A 23,240-nucleotide genomic window follows, 5' to 3' on the forward strand; every position below is an offset into this window, starting at 1 on the left:
AGAACCATCGAGGTTAACGGTTACCCTGTGAGTCTCATAAACGTCCCCGAGGTTGAAAGGCCTGGTCTCAACCCCATAGAACACTGCCCATACTATGATAACCTCTCAGAGATCATGCTACTGGAGGAGACCACATACCATGTGCTCTTTGAGGGTTCAGGTGAATGTGAGGTCCTCCCATCCCTGAAAAGGGATGCTGTATTCCAGGAGCTCAGGTTTCATTTAGAAGAAAAATCGGCGGGTTTCCTCAACTTCAGGAGCTACGCCGGCAAGTCCTTCCTTGATGTTTCCTCCGGTGACCTCCATGAGTCGGTACCCGTTGAGGTGCGCTCAAGGAAGATAAACTACCATGAACAGTACCCTGCAATGCTCTCAGACCTCTCAGATGGGATAACCTCCCTCATACTGAACTCCGATTCACCAGTATTCCAGAGGTTCACCGTGGATGACCACTCCGGACGGACACTCTATGAGGACTTCCTCATCCTTGAACACATCTTCAGGCCTGAGAACCTCCATGCCGCGGCAGAGCACATAAATCAGATGTACTCATCGGGCCTCCGGCGGGAGGTGGAGCTGGTGCCTGCAGGACTGGCTGCCACCGTTGACCCGGAGGAGATCATATCCGTGATTTCCACCCCCGGCAATATTGATGGGGGTATCCCCAGGGTACTACCTGAGCTGAGGCTCCGCGAGACCCCTGACATTCCCGAGAACCGCTTCTACAGGTACTTCCTTGAGTCACTTGAGGACCTTATCCTGAGGCTACTTGAAACAGCCCCTGAGGGTTACATAAGGGACTCCCTTGAGGGGTTCCTTGATGATACCAGGGGATTCCTCTCGGCCCGGTGGCTCATGGATGTGGGGGAACTCAGGGTCCTCCCCCTCAACTCACAGGTACTCCAGAAGAGGGAGGGCTACAGGGATATACTCAGGTACTTCTTCATGCTGGACCTCTCACTCAGGTTCACCTGGGATGAACTGGAGGATACCATCAGGGGATTTGAGAGGAAGCTCAGCGAACTCTACGAGTACTGGTGCTACTTCAGGCTCATAGGGATACTCGAGGATATAAGCGGGGACTCCGTTAATCCCCGTGATATCTTCGACCTCACCGACTGGGGTGTGAGGCTCAGGAGGGGGATGTCATTGCTCAGGTTCAGTATGGGGGATGTGGAACTCGCACTATCCTACAATGGGAGATTCACCAGGAATACCCGGTGCAGTTCCTATTCACTCCCCTTCAAACCAGACTACTCCCTCCTAGTGAATGTGGGGGAGTGCACCTACTTCATCCACCTTGATGCCAAGTACCGGTCAACGGTTAACCCTGAGGACTTCTATGATATCGACCTCCGGGATGCCGAGGAGGAACTTGAAAGCCGGTACAGGGATGGGGATGTATACAAGATGCACACCTACAAGGACGCCATACTCCACAGCATGGGGGCCTACATTCTCTACCCTGGCAGCAAAAAGGTGATATTCCATGAGGAAACCGGAGAAGTTCCATCTGTGGGTGCATTCCCCATGAGGCCCGGGGACTCCACTGTGGATGAGAAGAGACTCCGCGATTTCATGGAGAGGGCCATCATGAAAATAGCCGGAGAAAAATAAAGAATTTGATCCAAAAAACAGGATCATGCAAGAAGGTCACTGACCCTCTCAGAACTCCTCTTCATCTCTATCCTGATCATTCCCAGGTTCACATCCACATCGGTTATCACGACGAGGATCCCCTCGCCGGCATCTATCATGAGGGTTTTACCCCGTTTACCCTCAATCATGACCTGCTCGAGGGGCTCATGCTTTATCTCCTCGGCCGACCTCTCGGCTGTACCGAACACCGCTGAGGCCATGGCGGCCACGAGTTCCGCGTCGATGTCAGCTGGAACCTCACTCTCGATTATGAGACCGTCCTTTCCAACAACCAGGGATCCGTTAACACCGTTCACCCTTCCAAGGTCCTTGAGTATCCTCTCTATCAACTTCAAACCCCCTATTCAAACATCTTCCTCATGCACCTTCTTATTGTACCCTCAGCTGCACGATCCCCCATGACGGTTTTGAGTTCACCTGTGAGGGCCTGGGCAGCCACAAGGTCCGTGTGTTTAACATCGGCACCCTCTATCCACTTCATGACATCATCGTTGAGCTGGGAGATCTTCCTGAGGGCTGCGTCCAGTTCCTCCTGTTCATCAAGGAGGTGCATTGACTTTGCGCTTTTCACCAGGAGTTCAGGGTTCATGGCACGGGCCATTCCATCGACACCTGACGTCTCAACGAGGGATGCCATGGTCTGGAGTGTCATGAGTATCTGCTTCTCAACCATCTCCTCAGGGGCCTTTATTATCTGGGTACCCACATAGTAGTAGTCCAGGACACCTGCAAGCGCCACCGCAGTGACCAGGGATCCCATATCTGCAACTGCTGAGGTCACATCCGCGGGGACCACGTATGCTGTCTTACCTGTGCTCTCTGCGAGTTCAGCGCACCTTGAGATCTGTTCATCTGTTGCAATGTCAAGCTCCGCGGTGGGCCTGCCGCCTATAACGTAGTGTTCGTGCTGTGGTGTCCCAGGTACAGCCGCAGGGTGCATTGAGGACACACCTATATCTGTTCTGTCCATTTTTAATTCTTTTTCAAGGACGTAGTATAGCACCACCGGTGATACCGTACAGGTGTTGGCTATAACCGCCCCCTCTGGTAGCTCAGGTAGTATATCCCTGGCTATCCTCACGGTCCCCTTTCCGAAGGGTGTGAATAGAATCGCAACATCGGCGTCAGCCGCGGCCTCCTTATCGTTATCTGTGACAGTCACACCTGCCTCCTCAACAAGGTTCCAGTGTTCATCCTCCAGGACATCCCTTACAGGTTCTGCAAGTGTAACTTCGTGTCCGGCCTGTGCAAATTCCATGGCCATTCTGCTTCCGCCGTATGGAGCCTCCCCACCGTACTTTTCAGGGAGGTTCAGTTCCTCAGTATATAATTTCTGATTACCAGCACCGTAAACTGTCACCTTCATTGTTATCACTCTTTCATGTGAAAGTCTTCAGAAGAAAAATTAGGTTATAGAATCTCACCCTATTAAAGTTTTTCCATGAATGGGTGGATAATATCATGTTATTACTTATCCAGGACATTGATATTCTGTTATTACTTATTCAGGACATGAAACGATGGTTTAATCTGAAAGATTTCATTTTCCGTGTGTGAAAGGTTATAAATAATCCATGATATAAATTAGTATCCAGTTCATGCTTTCCTCGAGGGGGGTCCACATGTGAAAGATCTTCAGAAGGGTGTCAGGATACTTTATGAGGTTATCATCCTTGTTCTACTTGGACTCGATGGGCTATCACTGCTTGTCAGCATATTCCTCCCCCTTCAGCCCGGGACCTTCTCAAGGATAGTCCTCCTGGACCTCCTCACGAGCATCACGGTTGTGACAGCCTACATACTTCGGCCAGCTGTCCGTGACAGGTGGAACATTCCCGTTGTGATGGTGCCCTTCTACTTCATCGGTGTGAATCTGCTGGGAGTAAACCCTGATTCAGTTATACTTGCAGTCCTGAACCTCATAAAGGTGTTTGGGCTTTTCATTGCATTCAGGGACCTTGCGGGGTCTGTTGGTGAATTCATAAGGACCAGCAGGCTCGGTTATGGTCTTGGACTCTTTGTATCTGTGCTTTTTGTATTCACAATCGTCTTCTACCTGGTTGAGAGTCCTGTGAACCCCCTTGTGAGGACATATGAGGACTCATTATGGTACGTCCTCCAGACCATCACAACGGTGGGCTACGGTGACATAGTACCTGTAACAGCCCTGGGGAGGCTGACAGGTGTGATCATAATGATCAGTGCCATTGCATCCACCAGCCTGATAACCGCATCTGCCACATCCACACTCCTTGAGACCCTGAGGAGGGAGCAGGAGCGGATAGACTCCACAAGGAGGGATGAGTTCAGGAGGCTCAGTGATAAACTGGATGAACTCGAGATGAAACTTGAGAGGATAGAGGATATGCTTGAAAAACGCAGATAAAGGCTAACCTCATATCCCTCAAACCAGGCACTTAAAATAAAAAATGTGAATGCTAACCATTCACCGCTGCCCCGGAGAAGAATAAGTTAGTGTGAAAAGATAATGCCACGTTAAAGGCTGAGCCTTCACCGCTACCCCCCCATCATTCTGGAATCCCCTTTAAGATGAGGGTTAACCCTTCACCGCTGTCCCTGTGGCTGTCACGGCGAGAACCTCCCCGCCGAGGCCACTGAGCACTGTGACCTCAACATCGATGTCAACCACCCCTACAGCCCCCATGGCCTCAGCATCCCTCAGCATGCGCTCAACAGCCTGCCTTCGGAGTTCAGTGATTTCATCGGGTTTCCCGACAGCCTCCCCTGCGGCTATACCAACCATTTCGCCTCCAGCATCATATTCAAGGGGTATGGTCCCGTTTTTCGGCACCAGAAGGTCACCCACACCCTTACCTGCGAGTCCCAGGAGGTATGTTATGATTGCCGCGAGGAGGAAGTTCACTGCTGTGGGGAAGGCCGCCTGGAAGGCAAGCATCAGGCCACCCACCGTGAACACATTCCACTCGATGGGTTCAGCCGGGAAGAACCAGCCATAGATGTTCACAGCGAAAAAGACCAGGATTGCACTTACAGCACCGGTACTTGCCCCGTACTTCCTCCCTGCAATGTAGGACTCAACGAAGCCTGCAAGGAGGGGGGATACTATGTACATGATGTTGAAGCCGAAAATCACAAGCTGAAACCTCACAGAGAGGATGGCTGACAGTAGCCCCGCTGAAAGACCAGCTGCCACCGCAAGGACGGCCCATCTGTACCTCCCCACAGGTAACACCCCCATTCACTCATCAAGGGACACCGCTGTCCCGGTGGCGGATACAAGGATTGTGTTCCCCATTGTACCCCCGAGGTTGTGGTAGTCAATCCTCACCCCTATAATTGCATCAGCCCCCAGCTTCTCAGCAGCCTCCCTCATTGAGGATAGGGCGAGCTCCCTGGCCCTTGCGAGTTCCTTCTCATATGCCGATGTTCTGCCACCAACAACGTCCCTCACACCCGAGAAGAGGTCCTTGTATATGTTGGCCCCTATGAGTGCATCCCCCGTCACGATACCATGGTATCTCCCTATCACCCTACCCTCAATCACATTCGACGTTAACATGAGCATCACTAACACCCATGTATAGTTATATCCACAATGGGATACATAATTAACTGTACAGATAAAGGGGGGTTTTTATATGAGGGGATATCTTCTTCTGCTCCCTATCGTTGTGGCCGTTGCGGTCTCAGGCTGCACCGTCACAACCGAGGGAAACAATACGGTCCCGGATGTACCATACAGGACGTACTCTGACAGTGAGATATCATTCAGGTACCCTGCGAACTGGACCTCAGAGAACCTGACGGTTGCAAGTCCAAACAGTATCGCGGCGGTCGCTGACCCATCGGGGGTTGATGAGGCTGGTAACCTTGAGACCCTGGTCATCATACAGAGCATTCCGCTGCCATCAGGGAGGACCCTGAAGGACGTCTATGATGAAACCTACCGGGCCTTCTCAGGGGAGCCTGGTTACAGGCTGATCTCTGAGAGGACGCTCACAGTTGACGGTGTAACCGCATATGAGAATATACACACCATCAATGTTGATGGGGTGACGAAACAGGAACGTGCAACCTGGCTTGAGAAGAATGGGCGGATCTATGTCATACTATGCGGCACAACACCTGAGAGGTTCGATTCTGAACAGAGGAACTTTGACCTTATCACCTACTCCTTCCAGGTGAAGTGATGAGGCTCATCCCCATCCTTTTTTTGATCATCCTATCTGTATCATGCTGCACAGCAGGTTACAGGGTCTTTGAGAACCATGAGATCATATTCCATTACCCCGCATCCTGGAGTCAGGTGTCCTTCATACACCCACCATATGAGGTGGAGCGGGGCTATGAGTATGCCGTCACCGTTGCAGAGCCCGGCGGGGAACTCAGGACCATGGTCACCGTTGAGAAGCTCAGGGCTGACTACAGGTTCCCTGTACCCGAAAATCTCACAGGGAAAAGGAACGTCACAGTGAACGGCTACCGTGGGGTTGAGTTCATTTACCCTGAAAATGGTGGCATGGTGAGGGTGACCATAATGGACACGCCAAGGGGGCGGTATGCGGTGATATGCAGGGCGGATGAAAGTGACTTTGAAATGGAGAAGGAAAACTTCGACCTTGTAACATACTCATTCAGGGTGAAGCAGTGAAACCTAAAGGGTCCCATAAATACCTGCTACATGCTCACATATGGAGTGGAAGGTGCACCACCTGCAGAAATCGTTCTTCCTTGCAGGGAATTCCTCCCTCCTCACCCTGCCTGCAACCTCAATGAGAACCGCTTCAACATCATCCAGTGGCTCTATCTCATGCCACTCTGAATCCTCAAAGGTGTAGGCAAGGAAGCCATCAAAGTCCTCTTCAAGGGCGTGCCTGTAGAGTCCAAGCTGAAGAGAGATATCCGTTGACTCTATACCCTCCCCTGTCATTGCCTTGAAGTCAACGAGTTCCAGTCCGCCATTGGAGTTTTCTATGATGAGGTCTGTCTGACCTGTCAGCATGAAGCCATCCCTCATTATGCTGAAGGGTTTCTCTGCAGAGATTATTCGGGCTGCGCGGGACCTTATATCCTCAATGTAGCGTTTAAGTTTGGACTTAAAGGCATCAAATGCCTCCCTGCTTAAATTCAGATCCCTGAGGGTCTCTGATGCCAGCTCGTGTATGTAACCATCGGTTATGGCCTCACCCCTCATGAGGCGCCTGTTTATCCTCCTGAGGCACTCATGGACAGCCATACCATAGAGCTGGTTCATGGTTGACGGGACATCGAAGCCGTACTCGTAGAGCATCATGTACCTGAATGGGCATGTGAGGTAGGTGTTGAGTTCTGTGAAGCTCATCCTGAAGGTCTCCATGGATTCAATATCCCCCACCTCACAGGTGTTCTTTATGACCTCTATCCTGGCATATTCAGGGTCTATCCTCCCCAGTTTATCGCTTGTTATCCTTGAAGCTGATATGAGGTCCTCTATGAATGGTGAATACCCCAGTCTTCCCCGGTGGTTCTCTGTCGCAGAGATTATAAGTATGTCCTGGGCCCTTGTCATTCCCACATAGAAGAGTCTCCTCTCCTCGAGGAAATCCTTCCTTTCTGTGCCCTTTCTGAGTTCCTTCGGGATGAACAGGTCCTCATGATCTTCTCCATTCCTGGGCAATTCAGTATTGGAGGCTTCCTTAGGATTCCCCCTATTCCTGGGCAATTTACCATTGAAAACTGAGCAGATTATGACAGCAGGAAACTCAAGGCCCTTCGCCCTGTGCATGGTCATGACATTGACCGAGTACGGGTTGTCAAGGAGTATCTGGTCGTACTTCTTAACGCTTCCTGTCATCGCCATCCTCACAAACTCCATGAGGCCCTCCACGGTGGGCTCTGAGGATACCCTCTCATAGTCCTTGATTATTGAACTGAACCTTGCAAGGTTGTAGAGTTTCTCCCTTGACTCATCATCAGCCCTCTCAAGGAGCCTGTGGGGGTACCTGCTGATCTCAAGGATCTCATAGTACCTCTCAAGGACGCCGGGTTCACTGTCTATGAGTCTGTTGAGGGCGACGAGTTTTTCGATGTCATCCTGATGGGTGAATCCAGCTTCCCTGAATTCTTCATGGGTTCTGAATGATCTGAGGCCCTCTTCATCCATATTCCTGATTATCTCAATACTTTCACCCGTTATATCCATGAAGTCGCTCTCGAAATGCTCGGTGTTTTCAGGGCTCAGTTTCTTGATTATCCTCCTCCTTATACTCCTTGTGTGGTGGAGGAGCTGTATGATGTAGAGTATCTCCTCCCTGTCAAAGAATCCGCCCTCACCGTAAACATTGAAGGGCATGCCCTCCCTTCTGAGTTCATTCATTATCTCGCCTGCATCGTGTTTAACACTCCTGAAGAGGAGTGTCACGTACCCCTGGTGGGGGATCACATTGTGATCAACGAGGGCCCTTATTATGCTGACTATGTTGCGTGGCTCGTCCTGGTGGGTGGGGTTGTCAAGGATGAAGACCCTGTTTTTTGAGTTCCTCACCGGCCTTATGGTCTTGGGGTAGTCCCTGTACCCCTCCATGAACCTCTGGGTGATGTCCACTATGCTGGGGACCGATCGGAAGTTCCTCTCCAGCATCACAACCTCTGCATCGTACTTGTCCTCGAAGCCCAGGAAGTTCTCTGGTGTGGACCCCCTGAAGCCATAGATGCTCTGGTCCTCATCCCCAACTGCGAATATGTTTTTTTCATCCCCTGTAAGGAGCTCCAGGAACCTCTCCTGTATGGGGTTTGTGTCCTGGTACTCGTCAACCATGAGGAACCTGTACCTTGACCTGAGGTCCTCGAGGACCCTATCATCACTTTCAAGAAGTTTTACGACCTGCCACTGCATCCCTGAGAAGTCCAGGACCCTCTTCTCCTCCATGAGTTTGATGTATTTGCCATATGCCTCTGCAGCGACGATCTGCATTCTTTTTGAACCATGGGAGCGGTGGTATTCCAGGAGCGCATCCGGTTCAATCATGTTCTCCTGGCATTCGCTGAAGAAGGCCTGGAGTTTGAGGAAGCGTTCCCTGGGGGTGTGCCTTAATCCAAGTTCTTCCCTGTGGTCGTAGATGAACATGAGCTGTTTCTCCTCATCCAGGACATGGAAGTGGGAACCCAGGGGGTGGTGATCCGGGTACATGCGGAGTATGCGGTTGCAGAATGAGTGTATGGTGGATATCTGCATCTCCTCTGCCCTTGAACCCACGCGCCTGAGTATCCTCTCCTTAAGCTCATCAGCAGCCTTCTTTGTGAAGGTTATCACCACTAGGCTTCCTGGGTCAACCCCCTTCCTCTCTGTGAGGTGGGCCACCCTCTCAACTATGATCCTTGTCTTCCCGGCCCCTGGCCCTGCAACAACCAGCATGGGCCCGGTGAAGTGTTCAACAGCCCTGCGCTGTTCATCTGTGAGCTGGATCTCCCCTCCCATTCACTGCACCACCTGAATGTTATTTCTATGCTATCCCTTTACTTTTATAGTTTTTCTGTTGAATGATGACGTATTACAAATTTACTTTAATTAATTAAAAAAATTAGGTGTTTAATTTTCAGTGAAAGATGACTGTCAGAAAACACATAGCGGCGACGCTATTTCCGGTAATGTTATGCACTAACAGCACCTTTATCAGCGATCAACAGTACATATGGTGAAAACAGATGTCTAATCTAGATTTAAGGCTTTTAAAGATTATGTGAGTCATATAATATCGTAAAATCAAGTAAAAGCAAATTATGATCCAAGGAAACTCGCTCTACTCCATATATGGTATAGTTTAGATCTTGGCACTCCTTGAAGCAGGTTACCCCTGGTTACAGACAAGTGCGGTGTGGCATCCACGTTTATTTTTATAATCCTGGAAAATTTTGTTATACTTTCTATTATATGCTTTTATAAATAAACATTTTTAATCAACTTAACCGCAACCTTTATATTCAATAAAATACATATACAGTGCTACATATACAGTTGTTTTATTCAGGATATTTGTGTATAGGGAGGCTTGGTGATCTCCCTCTCTCTTTTAGAGGTGGTATGTTGGACATATTTGAAGGCATAAAATATAATGAGGCTGCAGAGAGAATCCTGAAATCAGGATACACAGGCCTTGAGGGGTGGGAGGAGTTCCTGAAATACCATCCATCCCTCCTGAACACCCCTCTGGGGCGTAAAACCGCCGAGGATATCCGGATAAAATACTTCACCGACTGGACGTCCCACATACGGTTAAGGGACATTATCCTCTTTGAGGCCTTCCAGGAGACCCGTGAAGACCCGGGGAAACATGATACAGAGGAGCTGAAGATGGAAATGAAATCCAGGTACCCCCACTTCTTTGACCTAACCGATAAGCCCTTTGAGGTTAGGAAGGTTGTGGAGGCGACGCTGAACGACCTCGAAGACCCCCAGAGCGGCTGGATGAAGACCTCCCTGAAGAAACTGCTGGAGGCAAACCTCGGAATTACAGGTAACATGAGGGCGAGCCCCTCAGCAGTATCCCACGGTATTCTATCCCTCATATCAGACTACCTTGAGGGGGCAGAGGATAAGAGGAGCTCCATCCTTGGACTCTTCAAGTGGGAGTACGACATCTTCACACCCACGGTTATGATGGATGATGAGAGGGACGTGGATGCCCTTGAATACCAGGAGACCCTGAGCTCATTCATATCAGACGCCAGGAAATGCTTTAAACTTTTCAGATCACTTGTTAAAATCCTTGATACCACCTCACCACAGTCTCAGGTGCTTGCAGAGCTATTAAGGGTTGCCATGTCCCTCACACCTGAATCGACAATGGCATGGCTTCAGAGGGCCTGTGAAACATACGATGTGCCTGTTGAGGACCTGAGGGCCGCCCTAAGGGATAACAGCTGATACGCCCTCAGAATACCTTTATTTTTTTATTAAATGCTTAGAAGCTCTCAGAGAATAAATCCAGAATCAAAGGGCGTCCATGTGAACACTTAAAATCTTTCAGAATACCACATTTTAAATTAAATTCTTTCATTAAACAGATATTTCACTCATATTTGAATAAAATATTTTCAATTATTCAGTAAAAATATTTATATTCAATAATTTACATATACTATTCTAGAGCCAGAGTGAATTATCTGGCTGTTAACCTTGAGAGGTGATGTTTTGAATGAGATAGTTGAGAGCTGGCTGGGAAGCCTGGAGTTCCTCAAACCCCAGGTTTCAGATCAGATGGAGGTCATCCCTGTTAGGGCGCCTGAGGGGAGCCAGAACTACCTTACACTCAAAGAGGCCATGAGCAATGACCTCATAAGTATAGGTGAGGTTGACGAATATGGCTCAGTACCCAGGGTACTTGCAGTTAACCGGGCTGCTGAACCCGTACTCATAATTGACGGGGAGGAACTGGAGGGTGCCAAGCAGAACCGTGTGGCCAACGCCACCGTTCTGGTGCCTGAGAAGTCAGAAACCATGATACCTGTAAGCTGCGTGGAGCAGGGCAGATGGTCCTATACCTCAAAGGAGTTCAGGGACCCTGAAAGGGTCGCTGCACTCAACGTCAGGGTTACCAAGACAAGAACCGTGACAGAGAACCTTGAGAACCTTGGAAGAGGGGCTGAAATAGATGATACACCTGCGGATGAAGAGAACCTTGAGAACATTGGCAGAAGCGCTGAAATAGATGATACACCCGCAGATGAGCATGTCATCCGTGACACCTTTGAGGATATCCGGGAGATCAACATCAGGAACCAGGAAGAGTTACTGACGGCGTACTGCTCACGCCAGAGCAGCGTATGGGATGAGGTTAACAGGCTACACAGGAGGACCGGCTCAACCTCAAAAACAGGTGCGATGGCAGATGCCTACAGAAAGAAGAGAAAGACACTGGAGGAATTCAAAAAACCATTCAAACCAGTGAAGGGGCAGAACGGAGTGCTTGTTGCAATCAACGGTAGAATTGCAGGATTTGAACTTGTATCAAGAAGTTCGGCCTACAGGGAACTCCATGATAAGATCATAAAGAGCTATGCAATCGAGGCCATGCTCCATGATGCGGCCACATACGAACCTGTGGACCCTGAGGGCTTCATTGAGAGGATCATGAACGCAGATGAACACCGTTACCCATCCCCGGGCTATGGGATAGACCACCGGTACACCTCTGAGGGTCTTGTGGGCTCAGCCCTGACACATGCAGGTGAGGTCATACATTCTGTGTTCTTCAACCTACAGGATGAGAGCGGGCGAATTAGAGGCTACAGGGAGAGGGCCGAGACCATGAGGAGAAACAACAACATTTAACTCCAATCAACCTCTTTTATTATCAATGAACAACTAAAAAATCCCTGCCGAATAACCTGAAAAACCCCCATTAACTTTTTTATTGTCACTGAACAGGCAAAAAGCCCTGCAAAATAACTGAAACCCCCATCAACCTATTTATTATCACCAGAGGCATTTAACGTGACCATCTGAGTGACCATATTTAAAATTTGTTTTAAAATAATTAAAGTTAATTTTAAATATCGCCTCCCTTAAAGTAAACCTGAATAAAATTAAAGGGAGGTGAAAATATTAAAAGATTCATCACAGTAATGGCGGTGATACTCGCAGTTGCACTGACAGGCACAGCCAGCGCAGCGGAGGTTTCAGGACACATAAAGGAGATCTACAATGAAACATCAGGAGGATACACCACACTCCAGGACGCGCTGCCAGTGAAGAATGCCACCATCACCGTGATATACAATGGTTCGGTTATCAATGAAACAGGGACAGCATCAGACGGATCCTACAGGGTCACATTCAGTGACAGATTCCCTGTTGAGGTGAGGATAAGCTACCAAACCTACCGGCCAGTGACATACACCGTAAACTCAAGCCAAAAACTGAACCACACATTCATGCCGGATATAGCCATCATAAGCTCGGTCCCTGAGAAGGGACGCATACTGAAGTCGATGGGTAACAGGAGGATAATCTACCATGACATGTGGGACCCATCCTCAGCAGCCAGTGACTGGATCATGGAGCACGTGAACTTCGCCTACCTGGACATGGCAATGCCCGGGACAGGATGGGGTGACTCCTGGTATCCATATCTCCTGAGGAGTCCCGCGAACCAGAGGAACATGATAGCGGCGGGCTTCGGTTACCCCACAGACACAGACAGCGACCCCTACGGTGGAACCGGGTTGAACCTCCTCGGGGGAACACCAGGAAATGACACACCTGATACAGTGGAGAACACCTACATTGCAAGTTACTACGCCCTTGCATCAGGAGGGGCAGCCAGGGAGAACCTGGAGAACATGATAAAGTACATCCAGTATCTCCTCGGTGAGACCACATTCAACCCTGTGGAGAACAACCAGGGGCCGGTCATGGCAGCACCTGACTGGGGACTCTACCACCCTGACCGTGGAGTGATGAGTGTGGTTGCAGAGAGATCCAGGATAAAGGCATGGATAGAGGGCAACCCTGGATTCATACCACCATATGATAGCCTAAGATGGATAGACCAGAACTTCTCGGTATGGGCGGAAGGTCAGAGGGCAGATATTTACAGGGAATTCGAGAACTGGTACACGGCAAACAAAAACATAACAGGACCCTTCATCGTCGTTGTGAGCTACAATCCATCAACAACAGTGGATGCGATAATACGTGAGGCAGAGAAACAGGGAAGGGCCGTCTTCAACCTCTACCAGGGGGCCACAAATCCTGCTGTGAGTTCACTACTTGAGGAACTCGCCCTTGGAGTCAACGGTAAGGGGCCCCTCACAAGGGGGATAGACGCGGTGATATCCCTCTACTCATGGTCACTCAACTACGCCAACCTGCCATCAGGTGGGGCGCTTGCAGAGCTTGAGAGGATCAACATCCCTGTGATCAAGGGGGTGCAGCTCTACAGCAACTCAAGCCTCACAAACCCGCTGGGCGCCCAGTATGAGTGGACATGGCAGGTCACGATACCCGGATTTGAGGGTGTCTTCTCACCAATCGTTGTATCCTACACCGACGCATCATGGAATGAGGTTGTGGTACAGCCCGGTGTTGAGAAGATCGTCAAACTGGCCGATGGATGGGCAAGGCTCAGGGAACTCAGTAATTCAGATAAGAAAATCGCGGTGATACTCTACAGCTACCCGCCAGGTAAGGATGGGTTCACGGCATCATACCTGGACGTCTTCAGGAGCCTCCACGACCTCCTGGTGAAGCTCAACGAGACAGGATACAGGGTTGAAAGAATACCCGACGTGGAGGAACTCTACAGGATGGTCTCAGAGTTTGGTAACAGGGGTACCTGGGCCCAGCCACTCCTTGAAAGGTACGTGAGTGAGCACAGGGCAGAACTGCAGGCCAGCGGGCAGCTCCTTGATGTGCAGAAATACCTGGCATGGTTCAGCAAACTCCCTGAGAAACTCAGGTCAGAGGTCATATCAAAATGGGGATCCGCACCAGGCAGGATAATGACGGTGAACGGCAGCATCGTGATACCAGGTATAATGCTGGGGAACATCTTCGTAACGGTCCAGCCGGCACGTGGCTGGGACGAGGTCACAGACTACCACAACCCCTACCTGCCACCACACCACCAGTACATAGCATTCTACAGGTGGATGGAGAACGTATTCAGGGCAAATGCAATGATACACCTTGGAACCCACGGGACACTGGAGTTCCTCCCCGGGAGGATGATAGGGCTCATGGAGGATGACTGGCCATTCCAGCTCACAGGAATCCCAAACATCTACCCATACATCGTCTCAAATCCAGGGGAGGGCATGGTTGCAAAGGACCGGAGCGGGGCGCTCATAATCGACCACATGACCCCTGCAATGGTTGAGAGCGGACTGTACGGTAAACTCATTGAGATACACGACCTCATCCACCAGTACGAGAACGCCCTCAAGGTTGGCAACAGCCAGATACTCCCGGCCCTTGAGTCCCAGATCAGATCCAGAGCTTCAGAGATGGGATTCAACATGTCAGGAAACTTCACAGATGCCCTTGAGAGGCTTCACCTCAGTCTCCATGAGATAGAATCAGACATAATCCCCCTGGGACTCCACAGCCTTGGAAGGGTGCTTGAGGGTGATGAGCTGGTTGAGGAGGTTCTCACCATAGCATCATCAAGGTCAGAGTTCCTGGAGAACATCAGGAAAACCCTTCACCCCTCAAAGCCCGCCTACAGTGAAATGCTGAAGGATCCCCTCAGATACAGTGACGAGATAGCCTTGGTTAAGAACCTTGCACGGACATGGATCAGGAACATCATAAACGGCACGGTCCCTGCAGGTATAAACCTTACGGACCTTGAATTCATCAATGAGACAATCAGAAGGATACGCGGAAACACCGAATGGCAGAGCCTCCTTTCAGCCCTTGGTGGTGGCTTTGTGAGGCCAGGGCTTGCAGGTGACCCTGCATGGTGTGATGTGCTCCCAACCGGCGTCAACTTCTACGCCACCAACCCCAAGAAGATGCCAACAAGGGCCGCCTGGGAGACCGCGAAGAGAATCACAGACACCCTCCTTGCAGAGTACTACACGAAGCACGGCAGATTCCCTGAACTCATCGGAATGGTGATGTGGGGTACCGAGCTTCTGAGGACCGATGGAGTCGCCATTGCAGAGTTCATGTACCTCCTCGGGGTTAAGCCCCAGTGGAATACCAATGGCGACGTTAAACCGGAACCTGCCCTCATGAACGCATCAGAACTCAAGATCACAGTGAACGGCGTTGAGATACCACGGCCGCGCATCGACGTATTTGTAACTGCCGTTACCGGTAACCAGCTCTGGATAGACCTTATGAACGCCGCTGTTAAGATGGCTGCAGAGGCAAATGACACCGAAAACCATATTAAAAGGCACTACAGTGAATGCGGCTCACTGGACCGTGTCTTCGGACTCAGGGGCCTTGTACTTGAGGGTACAGGTGTATCAGATATGACACCCGCAACCTCAAGATGGAATACCAGCGCTGAACTTGCAGATGTCTACCTCTCAAGGGTCTCCTATGCCTGGAGGTCAACCCCTGGAGGCGTGGATATAAAGCAGAACAGGGGCACCTTCCAGTACCTCCTGGGTAGGGTGAACCTTGTAACCCAGAACCTAGACAGTACCTGGAGGCTCATTGACACAGACGACTACTATGACTGGTTCGGTGGGATGGTCCTTGCATCACGCCACCTAGGCGGCAACCCCGACACTGCACTGGTGGATATACGGAACAGGAACACGGTCACAGTGAGGACCGTTACAGAGGAGATTGAACTTGAGGTGAGATCCCAGCTGCTCAACCCGCGCTACATGGACTCACTCCTCAGCTCACCAAGTGGCTGGCTGGAATACGCCTCAAGGTACAAGAATGTCTTCGGCGTGGCCGTTACAACAGGTGCAGTGAGCAATGAGCTATGGAACCAGCTCGCAGTGAACCTTCTGAGTGACAGGTTCAGGGCATCAAGGGACTATGAGGCTGTTGCAGCCCAGTCAATGATCGCCTGGGTCCTTGAGGCTGCAAGGCGGAACATCTGGAATGCAGATAGGGCTGTCATGAGGGACCTTGCAAACCGCTACATTGAACTTGCCGGGCAGTACGGGGTTGTGTGCTGCCACCATACCTGTGCAAATATAGTCTTCAATAACTGGCTTGTTAAGGTCTCCTCGGTCAACCAGGCCGACCTTAAAAGGTTCGCCGCTGCCCTTGCAGCTGCAACAGGCGCATCAGTCAATATACCAGAGGGGGGAGGTTCAGAGAATCCAGGCCATTCAGGTTCAGAAAGTAACGGTGAAAGCGCAGGAAACGGACAGAAACCTTCAGGTTCACCAGGTGAATCACACAGTGGATCATCCGGTTCAGTGGATGAAAGTCAAGATACAGCGACCCCCGGTGAAACAGTAAAAGGTTCTGAATCAGGAAAGGCCTATGAGGTTTCAGCTTCAACCCGGAGTGGATCATCAGAGAGTCAGGTGCCACTGTACGCGCTTCTGGGTGTTGTGAGCCTTGTTTTACTTGTGGGATTCGGTTACTGGAGGGGTAGATAACCCCCATTTTATTTTTTTATTGAATAAAACTAGATACATCCCGTCTGATTCTCAAGTTCAACTATAACCCTTCTGAGGAGCTCGGAGCCTATACTCCATTCATCCCCATGAAGCTCAATGAAGCCCCTGAGTTCAAGTTCATCAAGTTCGCTACTCTCTGCGGGTATTTCATCACTTTTAAGGGGGCCGTCCTTTAAAAGACTCAGTATACCCTTTTCCCTCTGCGTTAAACAGTTAAGTTCAGCGATCCATGGAAATGCTATCTGCTGAAACTTTGCCTGGAAGTTCTCCTCAAGGAGCGCTGGACCGTATATGATTCCATCTGAGAGCACATTCAGGAAGCTGTCAATGAACAGGGGCATTCCCTCTGTGACCTCATGGATGTATGCTATCCCAGCACCCACAGCCCTGAAACCCGGTGCCTTGAGCCTGATGTACATCTCTGTTTCTCTTTCTGTGAGGGGTGGCACCTCAACAACAGCCGCCAGGGGGAGTTCCCCCTGAATATCCCTGATAAGTTGCTCGCTGTACCTCACCGCCACAGCACAGCTCATGGAGTGCATCTGTGACATCTTCCATGCCTCAGTGAAGGCAGATCTTTCGGGGGACATGCTGTCAAGGAGCACGTTCCACTCCACGGTTCTTGCAAGAACAGTTATCCTCCTGAAGTCAGGTATGCCCTCATGGATCCTCCTGATATCGGTACACCTCATATCAATGAAGGTGGTCCTATTTGGGTTCTCCCCATGAAACCTTCTGAGAATAGCGGTTTTTCCTGAGCCCATCCTACCCGTCAAAATCACAAAGCCAGGGTCATTGAGGGCTTCCTTAATTCTTCTGATTTCCTTTTCCCTTCCAAAAAAATTATCTGTTCTGTTTAAAGAGATTATGGGCATTGAGGACACTTTAATTCATTTAAATAAACATGTGCCCCTTAAGATGATTTAAAGCACTGCAAGTTCACCTGCAGAGGTTATCTCAAGTTTTTCACGGTCTATGAACCCCATGTCACGGAGTTCCCTTATGTGGTTGTAGGTCATTCCCCTGCTTATACCTATCTTGATTGCAAGGTTCTTAACCGAAGTTTCACCTGCTTTGAGTTCCTCAAGGACCTGTTTCTTGGTCTTGGAGATCCCGAAGCTCAGTATGGGGAGGTCTATGAGTTCACTGTCCTCCTCGGTCACATACACTATGCGCTGGACATCATGGTTCCTGGCATAGCAGCCGAAGAGTGCACCGAGTGCCTGGGTCTTCCTGCCCCCGCTTATATTAACCACAACACGCCTTCCATTGGCCCTTTCCTCATCTATGATCTCAACCATGTCCTTTGCAATGGTGACAACATCATAAAGACTTGTCTCGAAGGTCGTTATCTCAACGAAGTTACCCAGGGTGTCTCTGAGGACCTGTTCTACCTGTTCCTTCTCCCTTGGCGCCTTATCCTCCTTGAGCAGTACGACCTTCTTTGGTGAGAACTGTGTTATGCAGAACATCACCGGCTCAATGGAGTATATTGTGGATATCAGCGTTGTATCCATTATTATCACGTCCCTTAAGTTTTCCTATCACAAAGATTTGTTCAGGGAAAACAATCCATTACATATGGTGTTATCTTATTCTGATCATTCTATATATATTTTCCTCTATACAGATTGACATTCAGAAGTGACCCCTTTTTTATTCTTAATCCACTGATATGGTGAAGGGGGTCAGTGAAAATGGGGGTATTCCACATTACATTAAAATGAATTTGCTCATACCATCAGATGATTGCTCCTCTATCATGGGTGGCCCATAATATGTGGAAGGTATAATGAAGTTAATGGATGAGTGGCAGAGAATTCATGATGAAAAATTATCCCACAATCCCTGTAAAATTTATTAATGTAAATGAAAAACATTAACATTTAAATATAATAAAATACTCATTAAGTAATTGTCCTGATTGACATTTTAGAGATGGTGTTGTCCATATGAAACTGAAGTATCTGTGCCACAGAAAACCAGAGAGAACATTTTCAGTAAGAGGCCACTATTTTCCTGTATGTTCAAGGTGTACTGGAATTTACACTGGTGCATTTGCATACTTTATATATGCCTACTTCACAGTGATTGAATATGATATCACCCTTATAATCATAGGAGTCCTTATGATAGTTCCAACATTCCTTGATGGATTCACACAGCTGCTTGGTTACAGGGAAAGCAACAATATTCTGAGATTTTCAACCGGCTTTGCAGCAGGTGTGGGGCTGGGTATACTCACAAAGGCGGTGAAGTACTTCATAATCCATCTCTGAACAATTCAGGAAAAAAAAGGAGGTTGATAAAATGAGCTGGTGGGATGAACAGAGTTCAACAACCAGGGCAGGTGTTATCATTGGAGCACTGTGTCTTGGTTTTATACTTGTTGTTGCAATAGTCGGGATGATGTCTCCGGATAACACCGGGAGCGAGGCATCCACTGCAGAAAAATCCAATACACAGACCCAATCTGAAATCAGGGTTGAGGATATTGAAGTCGTCTCAGAGGGCTATGGAAGTTACTCCGTGAAGGGAAAGATCACGCCACTCAGGGACTTCTCCTACCTTGAGATACGCCTCAAGTGGTATGACTCAGAGGGAAACCTGCTATATGACAATCCACTCGCATGGAACATCAATGACGCAAAAGCAGGTCAGCCAGTTAAATTCAGCACCATGGACATCATCGACTCAGGAACCCCTGTGAAGGTTGAAGTGCTGATATTCACCGACCTGGCGACTGACGATGACTCTGCCATATACAGAACAACCCTGAATGTCTGATGGAGGTGAGTTGTAATGAGTGATGCTGTAGAAACATCAAGGACACTTGAACTTGTGCTTGGAATAATCGGGGCGATCTTCGGTTTGCTGGGAGGCCTTTTTGCCATTGTACTTTCGGTTTTTGGTTCCGAGCTACTCTATCTGGGTATCAGTGCGATACTGGCCTCAATTGTGGGGATCATAGGATCAGTATATGTAAGGAACAACCCCAGAAGGGGTGGTGTGATCCTCATAGTCAGTGCCCTCTGGCTTCTCATAAGCATATCTGCCTATGCAATCCCCGGAACAGTTTTCCTTGGTATTGCAGGTATTCTCGGGCTAATAAGATAGTCCCCATTTTATTTTTTTAATGGAGGTGTGCATTTGAAAAGGTGCTCAAACTGTGGATCAGAAAACAGGAGAGATGCAATCTTCTGTTCCAGCTGCGGGTTTGAACTTAACTCTGGGGGGAGTAACAGCTGGTGGAAAAAGCAGAGCCAGACATCAAAGTTTCTAATAGCTACTGGACTCCCAATGATAATAATACTCTTCATTGCAGTTGCAGCCACGTTTTTTACCGACCATAGTACTGATTACAGCGATGATTACAGTTATGATACTTTGGATGCTACTGGTGGGTCAGCGTTAACAGAATCATACATCAATAAATTCGAGGGCAATGGAATCTCATTCAGTTACCCCGAGACATGGAATATCTACACACCGGAAAATAGAAGCTCAGATACCGTAGTTGATCTCAAATCTTACGATATGGGTATAAACTCAATCATGACCGTCTATAAAAAACCCTACACCCTTAGTGCTGAAACCCTGAAGGAAATCTGGCTTGAAGTATGCTATGAAAAAGGGGATAGCGTTGAATACGTGAAGGAAATCGAGGTTGATGGTAACCGGGCATATGCCATCAAATCATCGTATTATTCAGATGGATGCGGAGACCATGAGTACATTGTATTCACCGATGGCAAATATGAATACTCCCTGCTTTTCACATCTGATGACATCTCACTTATACAGGATGATATAAACACAATTATAAGGAGTTTCAGGGTTGAGTGATATGGATTCCGATAGAATGATTCCGGTTATTGCAGCGGTTATGCTGGCTCTTCTGTTCACAGCCGGTGCACTGCAGCTACTCAAGGGCGGCAGTGTCCAGGAAGATAAAGTTGAAACGGCAACGGTTGAAAAAACCTCAGATGGATACCGGCTGAACCTTCAGGCTGTCCTTGAACTTGCAGAGATGGACTCAGGTAACGGGACCGTGAAGTACAGGGGATTCAACTTCACAGGCCCCCAGTTACTCTACATCTTTGCAAGGGGGGTTGTGATGCTGGAACTCAATGAGACAGGAAAGATCCATGTGGGTGAATACGGTGGCCCTGAGGACCCCTATGGATTCATGGATACCGTTACCCTTACAAGGAGTGAATACACCGATATGGCGGAGCGCACATACAACTGGATGGACGCCAATGGCAGAAGCCCCAACCACGTGGGTATCTATGTTGAGGGATCCCCCGATATAACCCCATCCCTTGCAAGGAAGATCTTCAGACAGGTTCTGGTTGAATACAGGAGGACAGGGACTCTACCAGAAGTGGTGAGTGCCTGAATACCTTTTTTCTTTTTATAGAAATCTAACTTAACTATTAAATTGTTGAATGAGCAAACCTTTATCCTCAAACTATCAAATGGGAAAATAGTGTACTGATGGAAGTTCAGTATGCAGAGAAAACTGATCATATCACTCATAATCACCGGGGCTTTAATCACGGTTTACCTGCTGAACCCCTCCCTCCACAGCACAGATAACAGGAAGGAAGCTGTGGTTCTGGGCTCAGATAAGATGGGCACAGTTGAGAAACTTGGACCCTACGGGAACAGAAACTCAGAGGTGAAAATAGCCTACATAACAGGGGTCCACCCCCTTGAGGGGAACTCCCACAGGGCAGTAATGCAGGCCCTTGAGGAGAACCAGGACAAACTGAGGTACATGTACTTCGTATACCGGGTCAACGTCACATTTAACCCGGAGGACTACGAAAAGGGGAGAATGGCAGGGCAGCTCCTTGCACGAAGATACGTGGTCTCCGATGTATCCCGGGGTAACTACAGCCTCGCAGTTGATGTGCACTCCAACAGGGGCAACTATGGTATGAGGAGGTTCGTTTTCACCCCACTTCCTGATGATAGGAGCAGGTTGATAGCCCTGAAACTTGCATCCAGGATCAGCTGGCTATCCTACTACCTCCCTGAGTCACAGACAAGCCCCGCCTATGTAACAGAACCCATAATTCAGGGGGGAACACCCGCCATACTCTATGAGAACTACATGTACCAGGACTACTCACAAACCCTGCAACATGCCAGGGAGTTCATAATAACCCTGGACTCCACTGACATCCCATAAAAACTTAAGAGAGACCCGCCACAACCAGCTGCAGCAACCTGGAAAAGCAGTGAAAACCTGAAACAGAACCACCGAAACCGAGAAATTAATATACTCTTTTTCACATATATTACAGTGTGGTCCCGATGATACACTGCAGAGAAATTAATATACTCTTTTTTACATAATATTAAGGTGTGGTTCTGATGATACACTACAGAATGGATCAGCCAGAGAGGGTGAGGTGCAGTGTCTGCGGTGGAGTTGCAGATGAGGTGGAGGAGACATACCCTGAATCAGGGAACTTCATCCTGGTGATCTACAGATGCCGCGACTGTGGCCATCTCGAGAAACGACAGTACGGTAAACCCGTGAAGATTATAGATTGAGGTGATCTTGTGGTTGATGTATGCGCTGCGAATGGATATGATGTGATATCAGGAAAACTGAAGGACCTCCTTGGACTTGAAAAGTCCCCGGTGGCGATAAAACTCGTTCTAAGGGAGGATGACCTTCCTGAGGGCGTTGAAAAAATAGAGAAGCCTGCAAGGCACTGTGAAATGGTCCAGATGGCCGCTGCAGGGAAATCATTCTATGCGACGGCTGAGGCCCAGGCATGCAAGGGTGGTGCAGATGCCCTTGGAATAGATGAGGCACCAGAGAAGGTCAAAACAGGGGAGTTCTACTACAACCTTGGCCGCTTCGCAAGCTTTGCATCAGCCAAGAGAACCTTTGATGAGATACCATCCGTTGACCTCAGGTTTTACGCTGCAGTATACGCGCCCCTTGAGGATGCAACCTTTGACCCTGACGTCATAGTGATCATCTGCAACCCTGCCCAGGCAATGAAGATCTCACAGGCCCTCGTCTACACGCTGGGTGGCCGCGTTGAGGCAGACTTCTCAGGTATACAGTCACTCTGTGCAGACGCAGTTGCAGGTCCCTACATGAGGAAGAGGGCAAACATAACCATGGGGTGCAGTGGTTCAAGGCAGTACGCCGGTGTGAGGGATGATGAACTCATAGTGGGCCTCAACGGCGAGAACATAGGGTGTGTTGTCAACGCCCTTGAGGCCATAAGCCAGTAGGCTCACCTGATAAAACGTGGGGTGATGGTTGTGGTTGAGACAAAGACCTTCAGGATCCTTGAGGATGTTGCTGACCTCGAGGAAAAGATAAGGAAATATGAGGGTGAGGCAGACCAGGAGCTTGTTATAAACTGGATCTATGATACCCTTGAGATCCTCAGGAGTGTGGGTAAGCTCCTTGAGGAGATTGAGGATAGACTGGATCTTCTTGAAGAGGAGACCGAGGAAAAGGAATTCTAGATTGGGGTCTC

At 49.1% G+C, this 23,240-nt stretch carries 23 protein-coding genes; 16 read left to right on the top strand and 7 right to left on the bottom strand.

All coding sequences use genetic code 11. The annotated features are described in order from the left end of the window. The first annotated feature begins 27 nt into the window (after positions 1-27). Positions 28-1,617, top strand: coding sequence for a DUF2357 domain-containing protein (locus tag L5462_RS04555; RefSeq protein WP_237779635.1), 1,590 nt, complete (start codon positions 28-30; stop codon positions 1,615-1,617). A gap of 23 nt (positions 1,618-1,640) precedes the next feature. On the opposite strand, the gene L5462_RS04560 is transcribed toward L5462_RS04555, so the two are convergent. After that, on the bottom strand, positions 1,641-1,988 hold the full coding sequence (locus tag L5462_RS04560; RefSeq protein ID WP_237779636.1) for a roadblock/LC7 domain-containing protein: 348 nt from the start codon (positions 1,986-1,988) through the stop codon (positions 1,641-1,643). 11 nt (positions 1,989-1,999) lie between these two features. After that, positions 2,000-3,025 carry a H(2)-dependent methylenetetrahydromethanopterin dehydrogenase-related protein gene (locus tag L5462_RS04565; RefSeq protein ID WP_237779637.1) on the bottom strand — a complete coding sequence of 342 codons (1,026 nt, stop codon included), beginning with the start codon at positions 3,023-3,025 and terminating at the stop codon, positions 2,000-2,002. A 258-nt stretch (positions 3,026-3,283) separates the two neighbouring features. Here L5462_RS04565 and L5462_RS04570 point away from each other — a divergent pair, with 258 nt between their 5' ends. After that, positions 3,284-4,045: a potassium channel family protein gene (locus tag L5462_RS04570; protein WP_237779638.1), complete on the top strand. Its 762-nt coding sequence runs from the start codon at positions 3,284-3,286 to the stop codon at positions 4,043-4,045. A gap of 171 nt (positions 4,046-4,216) precedes the next feature. Here the strand turns inward: L5462_RS04570 and L5462_RS04575 are convergent, their stop codons facing one another. Both L5462_RS04575 and L5462_RS04580 read right to left on the bottom strand, forming a co-directional pair. After that, on the bottom strand, positions 4,217-4,879 hold the full coding sequence (locus tag L5462_RS04575; RefSeq protein ID WP_237779639.1) for a heavy metal-binding domain-containing protein: 663 nt from the start codon (positions 4,877-4,879) through the stop codon (positions 4,217-4,219). Next, a complete protein-coding gene (locus tag L5462_RS04580) occupies positions 4,880-5,206 on the bottom strand; it encodes a YbjQ family protein (RefSeq protein WP_237779640.1) in 327 nt (108 codons plus the stop codon). It lies immediately after the preceding gene. Positions 5,207-5,279: 73 nt separating this feature from the next. Here L5462_RS04580 and L5462_RS04585 point away from each other — a divergent pair, with 73 nt between their 5' ends. Together L5462_RS04585 and L5462_RS04590 are read left to right on the top strand one after the other, a co-directional pair. Next, complete coding sequence (locus L5462_RS04585; protein ID WP_237779641.1) at positions 5,280-5,831, top strand: PsbP-related protein; 552 nt, start codon at positions 5,280-5,282, stop codon at positions 5,829-5,831. Next, a complete protein-coding gene (locus L5462_RS04590) occupies positions 5,831-6,292 on the top strand; it encodes a hypothetical protein (RefSeq protein ID WP_237779642.1) in 462 nt (153 codons plus the stop codon). The genes L5462_RS04585 and L5462_RS04590 overlap by 1 nt, the downstream gene beginning before the upstream one ends. 3 nt (positions 6,293-6,295) lie before the next feature. On the opposite strand, the gene L5462_RS04595 is transcribed toward L5462_RS04590, so the two are convergent. Further along, positions 6,296-9,097 (bottom strand): ATP-dependent DNA helicase, encoded by a 2,802-nt coding sequence (locus tag L5462_RS04595; protein ID WP_237779643.1) that lies wholly within the window; start codon positions 9,095-9,097, stop codon positions 6,296-6,298. Between the two features lie 606 nt (positions 9,098-9,703). Here L5462_RS04595 and L5462_RS04600 point away from each other — a divergent pair. From L5462_RS04600 to L5462_RS04610, 3 genes are all read left to right on the top strand, one after another. Next, complete coding sequence (locus tag L5462_RS04600) at positions 9,704-10,543, top strand: hypothetical protein (RefSeq protein WP_237779644.1); 840 nt, start codon at positions 9,704-9,706, stop codon at positions 10,541-10,543. Between the two features lie 267 nt (positions 10,544-10,810). Next, entirely contained in the window at positions 10,811-11,950 is a 1,140-nt protein-coding gene (locus L5462_RS04605) for an ARPP-1 family domain-containing protein (protein WP_237779645.1), read from the top strand. 293 nt (positions 11,951-12,243) lie between these two features. Next, positions 12,244-16,701 (top strand): cobaltochelatase subunit CobN, encoded by a 4,458-nt coding sequence (locus L5462_RS04610; protein WP_237779646.1) that lies wholly within the window; start codon positions 12,244-12,246, stop codon positions 16,699-16,701. Positions 16,702-16,730: 29 nt separating this feature from the next. On the opposite strand, the gene L5462_RS04615 is transcribed toward L5462_RS04610, so the two are convergent. Both L5462_RS04615 and L5462_RS04620 read right to left on the bottom strand, forming a co-directional pair. Next, complete coding sequence (locus L5462_RS04615) at positions 16,731-17,597, bottom strand: ATP-binding protein (RefSeq protein ID WP_237779647.1); 867 nt, start codon at positions 17,595-17,597, stop codon at positions 16,731-16,733. 48 nt (positions 17,598-17,645) lie between these two features. Further along, entirely contained in the window at positions 17,646-18,239 is a 594-nt protein-coding gene (locus L5462_RS04620) for a CRISPR-associated transcriptional regulator Csa3 (protein ID WP_237779648.1), read from the bottom strand. Between the two features lie 435 nt (positions 18,240-18,674). Between L5462_RS04620 and L5462_RS04625 the strand changes: the two genes are divergently transcribed. The 9 genes from L5462_RS04625 (at position 18,675) to L5462_RS04665 (ending at position 23,229) form a co-directional block, all read left to right on the top strand. Then, positions 18,675-19,001: a DUF2085 domain-containing protein gene (locus tag L5462_RS04625; protein WP_237779649.1), complete on the top strand. Its 327-nt coding sequence runs from the start codon at positions 18,675-18,677 to the stop codon at positions 18,999-19,001. Between the two features lie 31 nt (positions 19,002-19,032). Next, positions 19,033-19,509: a hypothetical protein gene (locus tag L5462_RS04630; RefSeq protein WP_237779650.1), complete on the top strand. Its 477-nt coding sequence runs from the start codon at positions 19,033-19,035 to the stop codon at positions 19,507-19,509. 15 nt (positions 19,510-19,524) lie between these two features. Next, positions 19,525-19,839, top strand: a complete 315-nt coding sequence (locus L5462_RS04635; RefSeq protein WP_237779651.1) for a DUF4064 domain-containing protein — start codon at positions 19,525-19,527, stop codon at positions 19,837-19,839. Between the two features lie 33 nt (positions 19,840-19,872). Continuing rightward, positions 19,873-20,568 (top strand): PsbP-related protein, encoded by a 696-nt coding sequence (locus L5462_RS04640; RefSeq protein WP_237779652.1) that lies wholly within the window; start codon positions 19,873-19,875, stop codon positions 20,566-20,568. Between the two features lies 1 nt (position 20,569). Next, positions 20,570-21,124, top strand: coding sequence for a pseudomurein-binding repeat-containing protein (locus tag L5462_RS04645; protein ID WP_237780018.1), 555 nt, complete (start codon positions 20,570-20,572; stop codon positions 21,122-21,124). A gap of 111 nt (positions 21,125-21,235) precedes the next feature. Then, entirely contained in the window at positions 21,236-21,922 is a 687-nt protein-coding gene (locus L5462_RS04650; RefSeq protein ID WP_237779653.1) for a hypothetical protein, read from the top strand. A gap of 185 nt (positions 21,923-22,107) precedes the next feature. Further along, positions 22,108-22,290 (top strand): hypothetical protein, encoded by a 183-nt coding sequence (locus L5462_RS04655; RefSeq protein WP_147671907.1) that lies wholly within the window; start codon positions 22,108-22,110, stop codon positions 22,288-22,290. A 9-nt stretch (positions 22,291-22,299) separates the two neighbouring features. After that, positions 22,300-22,989 (top strand): DUF169 domain-containing protein, encoded by a 690-nt coding sequence (locus L5462_RS04660; protein ID WP_237779654.1) that lies wholly within the window; start codon positions 22,300-22,302, stop codon positions 22,987-22,989. A gap of 24 nt (positions 22,990-23,013) precedes the next feature. Further along, positions 23,014-23,229 carry a hypothetical protein gene (locus tag L5462_RS04665; RefSeq protein ID WP_237779655.1) on the top strand — a complete coding sequence of 72 codons (216 nt, stop codon included), beginning with the start codon at positions 23,014-23,016 and terminating at the stop codon, positions 23,227-23,229. Positions 23,230-23,240: the final 11 nt, after the last annotated feature.

The organism is Methanothermobacter sp. K4 (genome assembly GCF_022014235.1).
Lineage (GTDB): Archaea > Methanobacteriota > Methanobacteria > Methanobacteriales > Methanothermobacteraceae > Methanothermobacter.

Bases quoted from the DNA above. Each gene is read 5' to 3' on its own strand.
- L5462_RS04625 (WP_237779649.1), top strand. From the start codon at position 18,675: ATGAAACTGAAGTATCTGTGCCACAGAAAACCAGAGAGAACATTTTCA.
- L5462_RS04595 (WP_237779643.1), bottom strand. From the start codon at position 9,097: ATGGGAGGGGAGATCCAGCTCACAGATGAACAGCGCAGGGCTGTTGAA.
- L5462_RS04620 (WP_237779648.1), bottom strand. From the start codon at position 18,239: ATGGATACAACGCTGATATCCACAATATACTCCATTGAGCCGGTGATG.
- L5462_RS04580 (WP_237779640.1), bottom strand. From the start codon at position 5,206: ATGCTCATGTTAACGTCGAATGTGATTGAGGGTAGGGTGATAGGGAGA.
- L5462_RS04565 (WP_237779637.1), bottom strand. From the start codon at position 3,025: ATGAAGGTGACAGTTTACGGTGCTGGTAATCAGAAATTATATACTGAG.
- L5462_RS04610 (WP_237779646.1), top strand. From the start codon at position 12,244: ATGGCGGTGATACTCGCAGTTGCACTGACAGGCACAGCCAGCGCAGCG.
- L5462_RS04655 (WP_147671907.1), top strand. From the start codon at position 22,108: ATGATACACTACAGAATGGATCAGCCAGAGAGGGTGAGGTGCAGTGTC.
- L5462_RS04665 (WP_237779655.1), top strand. From the start codon at position 23,014: ATGGTTGTGGTTGAGACAAAGACCTTCAGGATCCTTGAGGATGTTGCT.
- L5462_RS04575 (WP_237779639.1), bottom strand. From the start codon at position 4,879: ATGGGGGTGTTACCTGTGGGGAGGTACAGATGGGCCGTCCTTGCGGTG.
- L5462_RS04590 (WP_237779642.1), top strand. From the start codon at position 5,831: ATGAGGCTCATCCCCATCCTTTTTTTGATCATCCTATCTGTATCATGC.
- L5462_RS04585 (WP_237779641.1), top strand. From the start codon at position 5,280: ATGAGGGGATATCTTCTTCTGCTCCCTATCGTTGTGGCCGTTGCGGTC.
- L5462_RS04635 (WP_237779651.1), top strand. From the start codon at position 19,525: ATGAGTGATGCTGTAGAAACATCAAGGACACTTGAACTTGTGCTTGGA.
- L5462_RS04615 (WP_237779647.1), bottom strand. From the start codon at position 17,597: ATGCCCATAATCTCTTTAAACAGAACAGATAATTTTTTTGGAAGGGAA.
- L5462_RS04645 (WP_237780018.1), top strand. From the start codon at position 20,570: ATGGATTCCGATAGAATGATTCCGGTTATTGCAGCGGTTATGCTGGCT.
- L5462_RS04630 (WP_237779650.1), top strand. From the start codon at position 19,033: ATGAGCTGGTGGGATGAACAGAGTTCAACAACCAGGGCAGGTGTTATC.
- L5462_RS04650 (WP_237779653.1), top strand. From the start codon at position 21,236: ATGCAGAGAAAACTGATCATATCACTCATAATCACCGGGGCTTTAATC.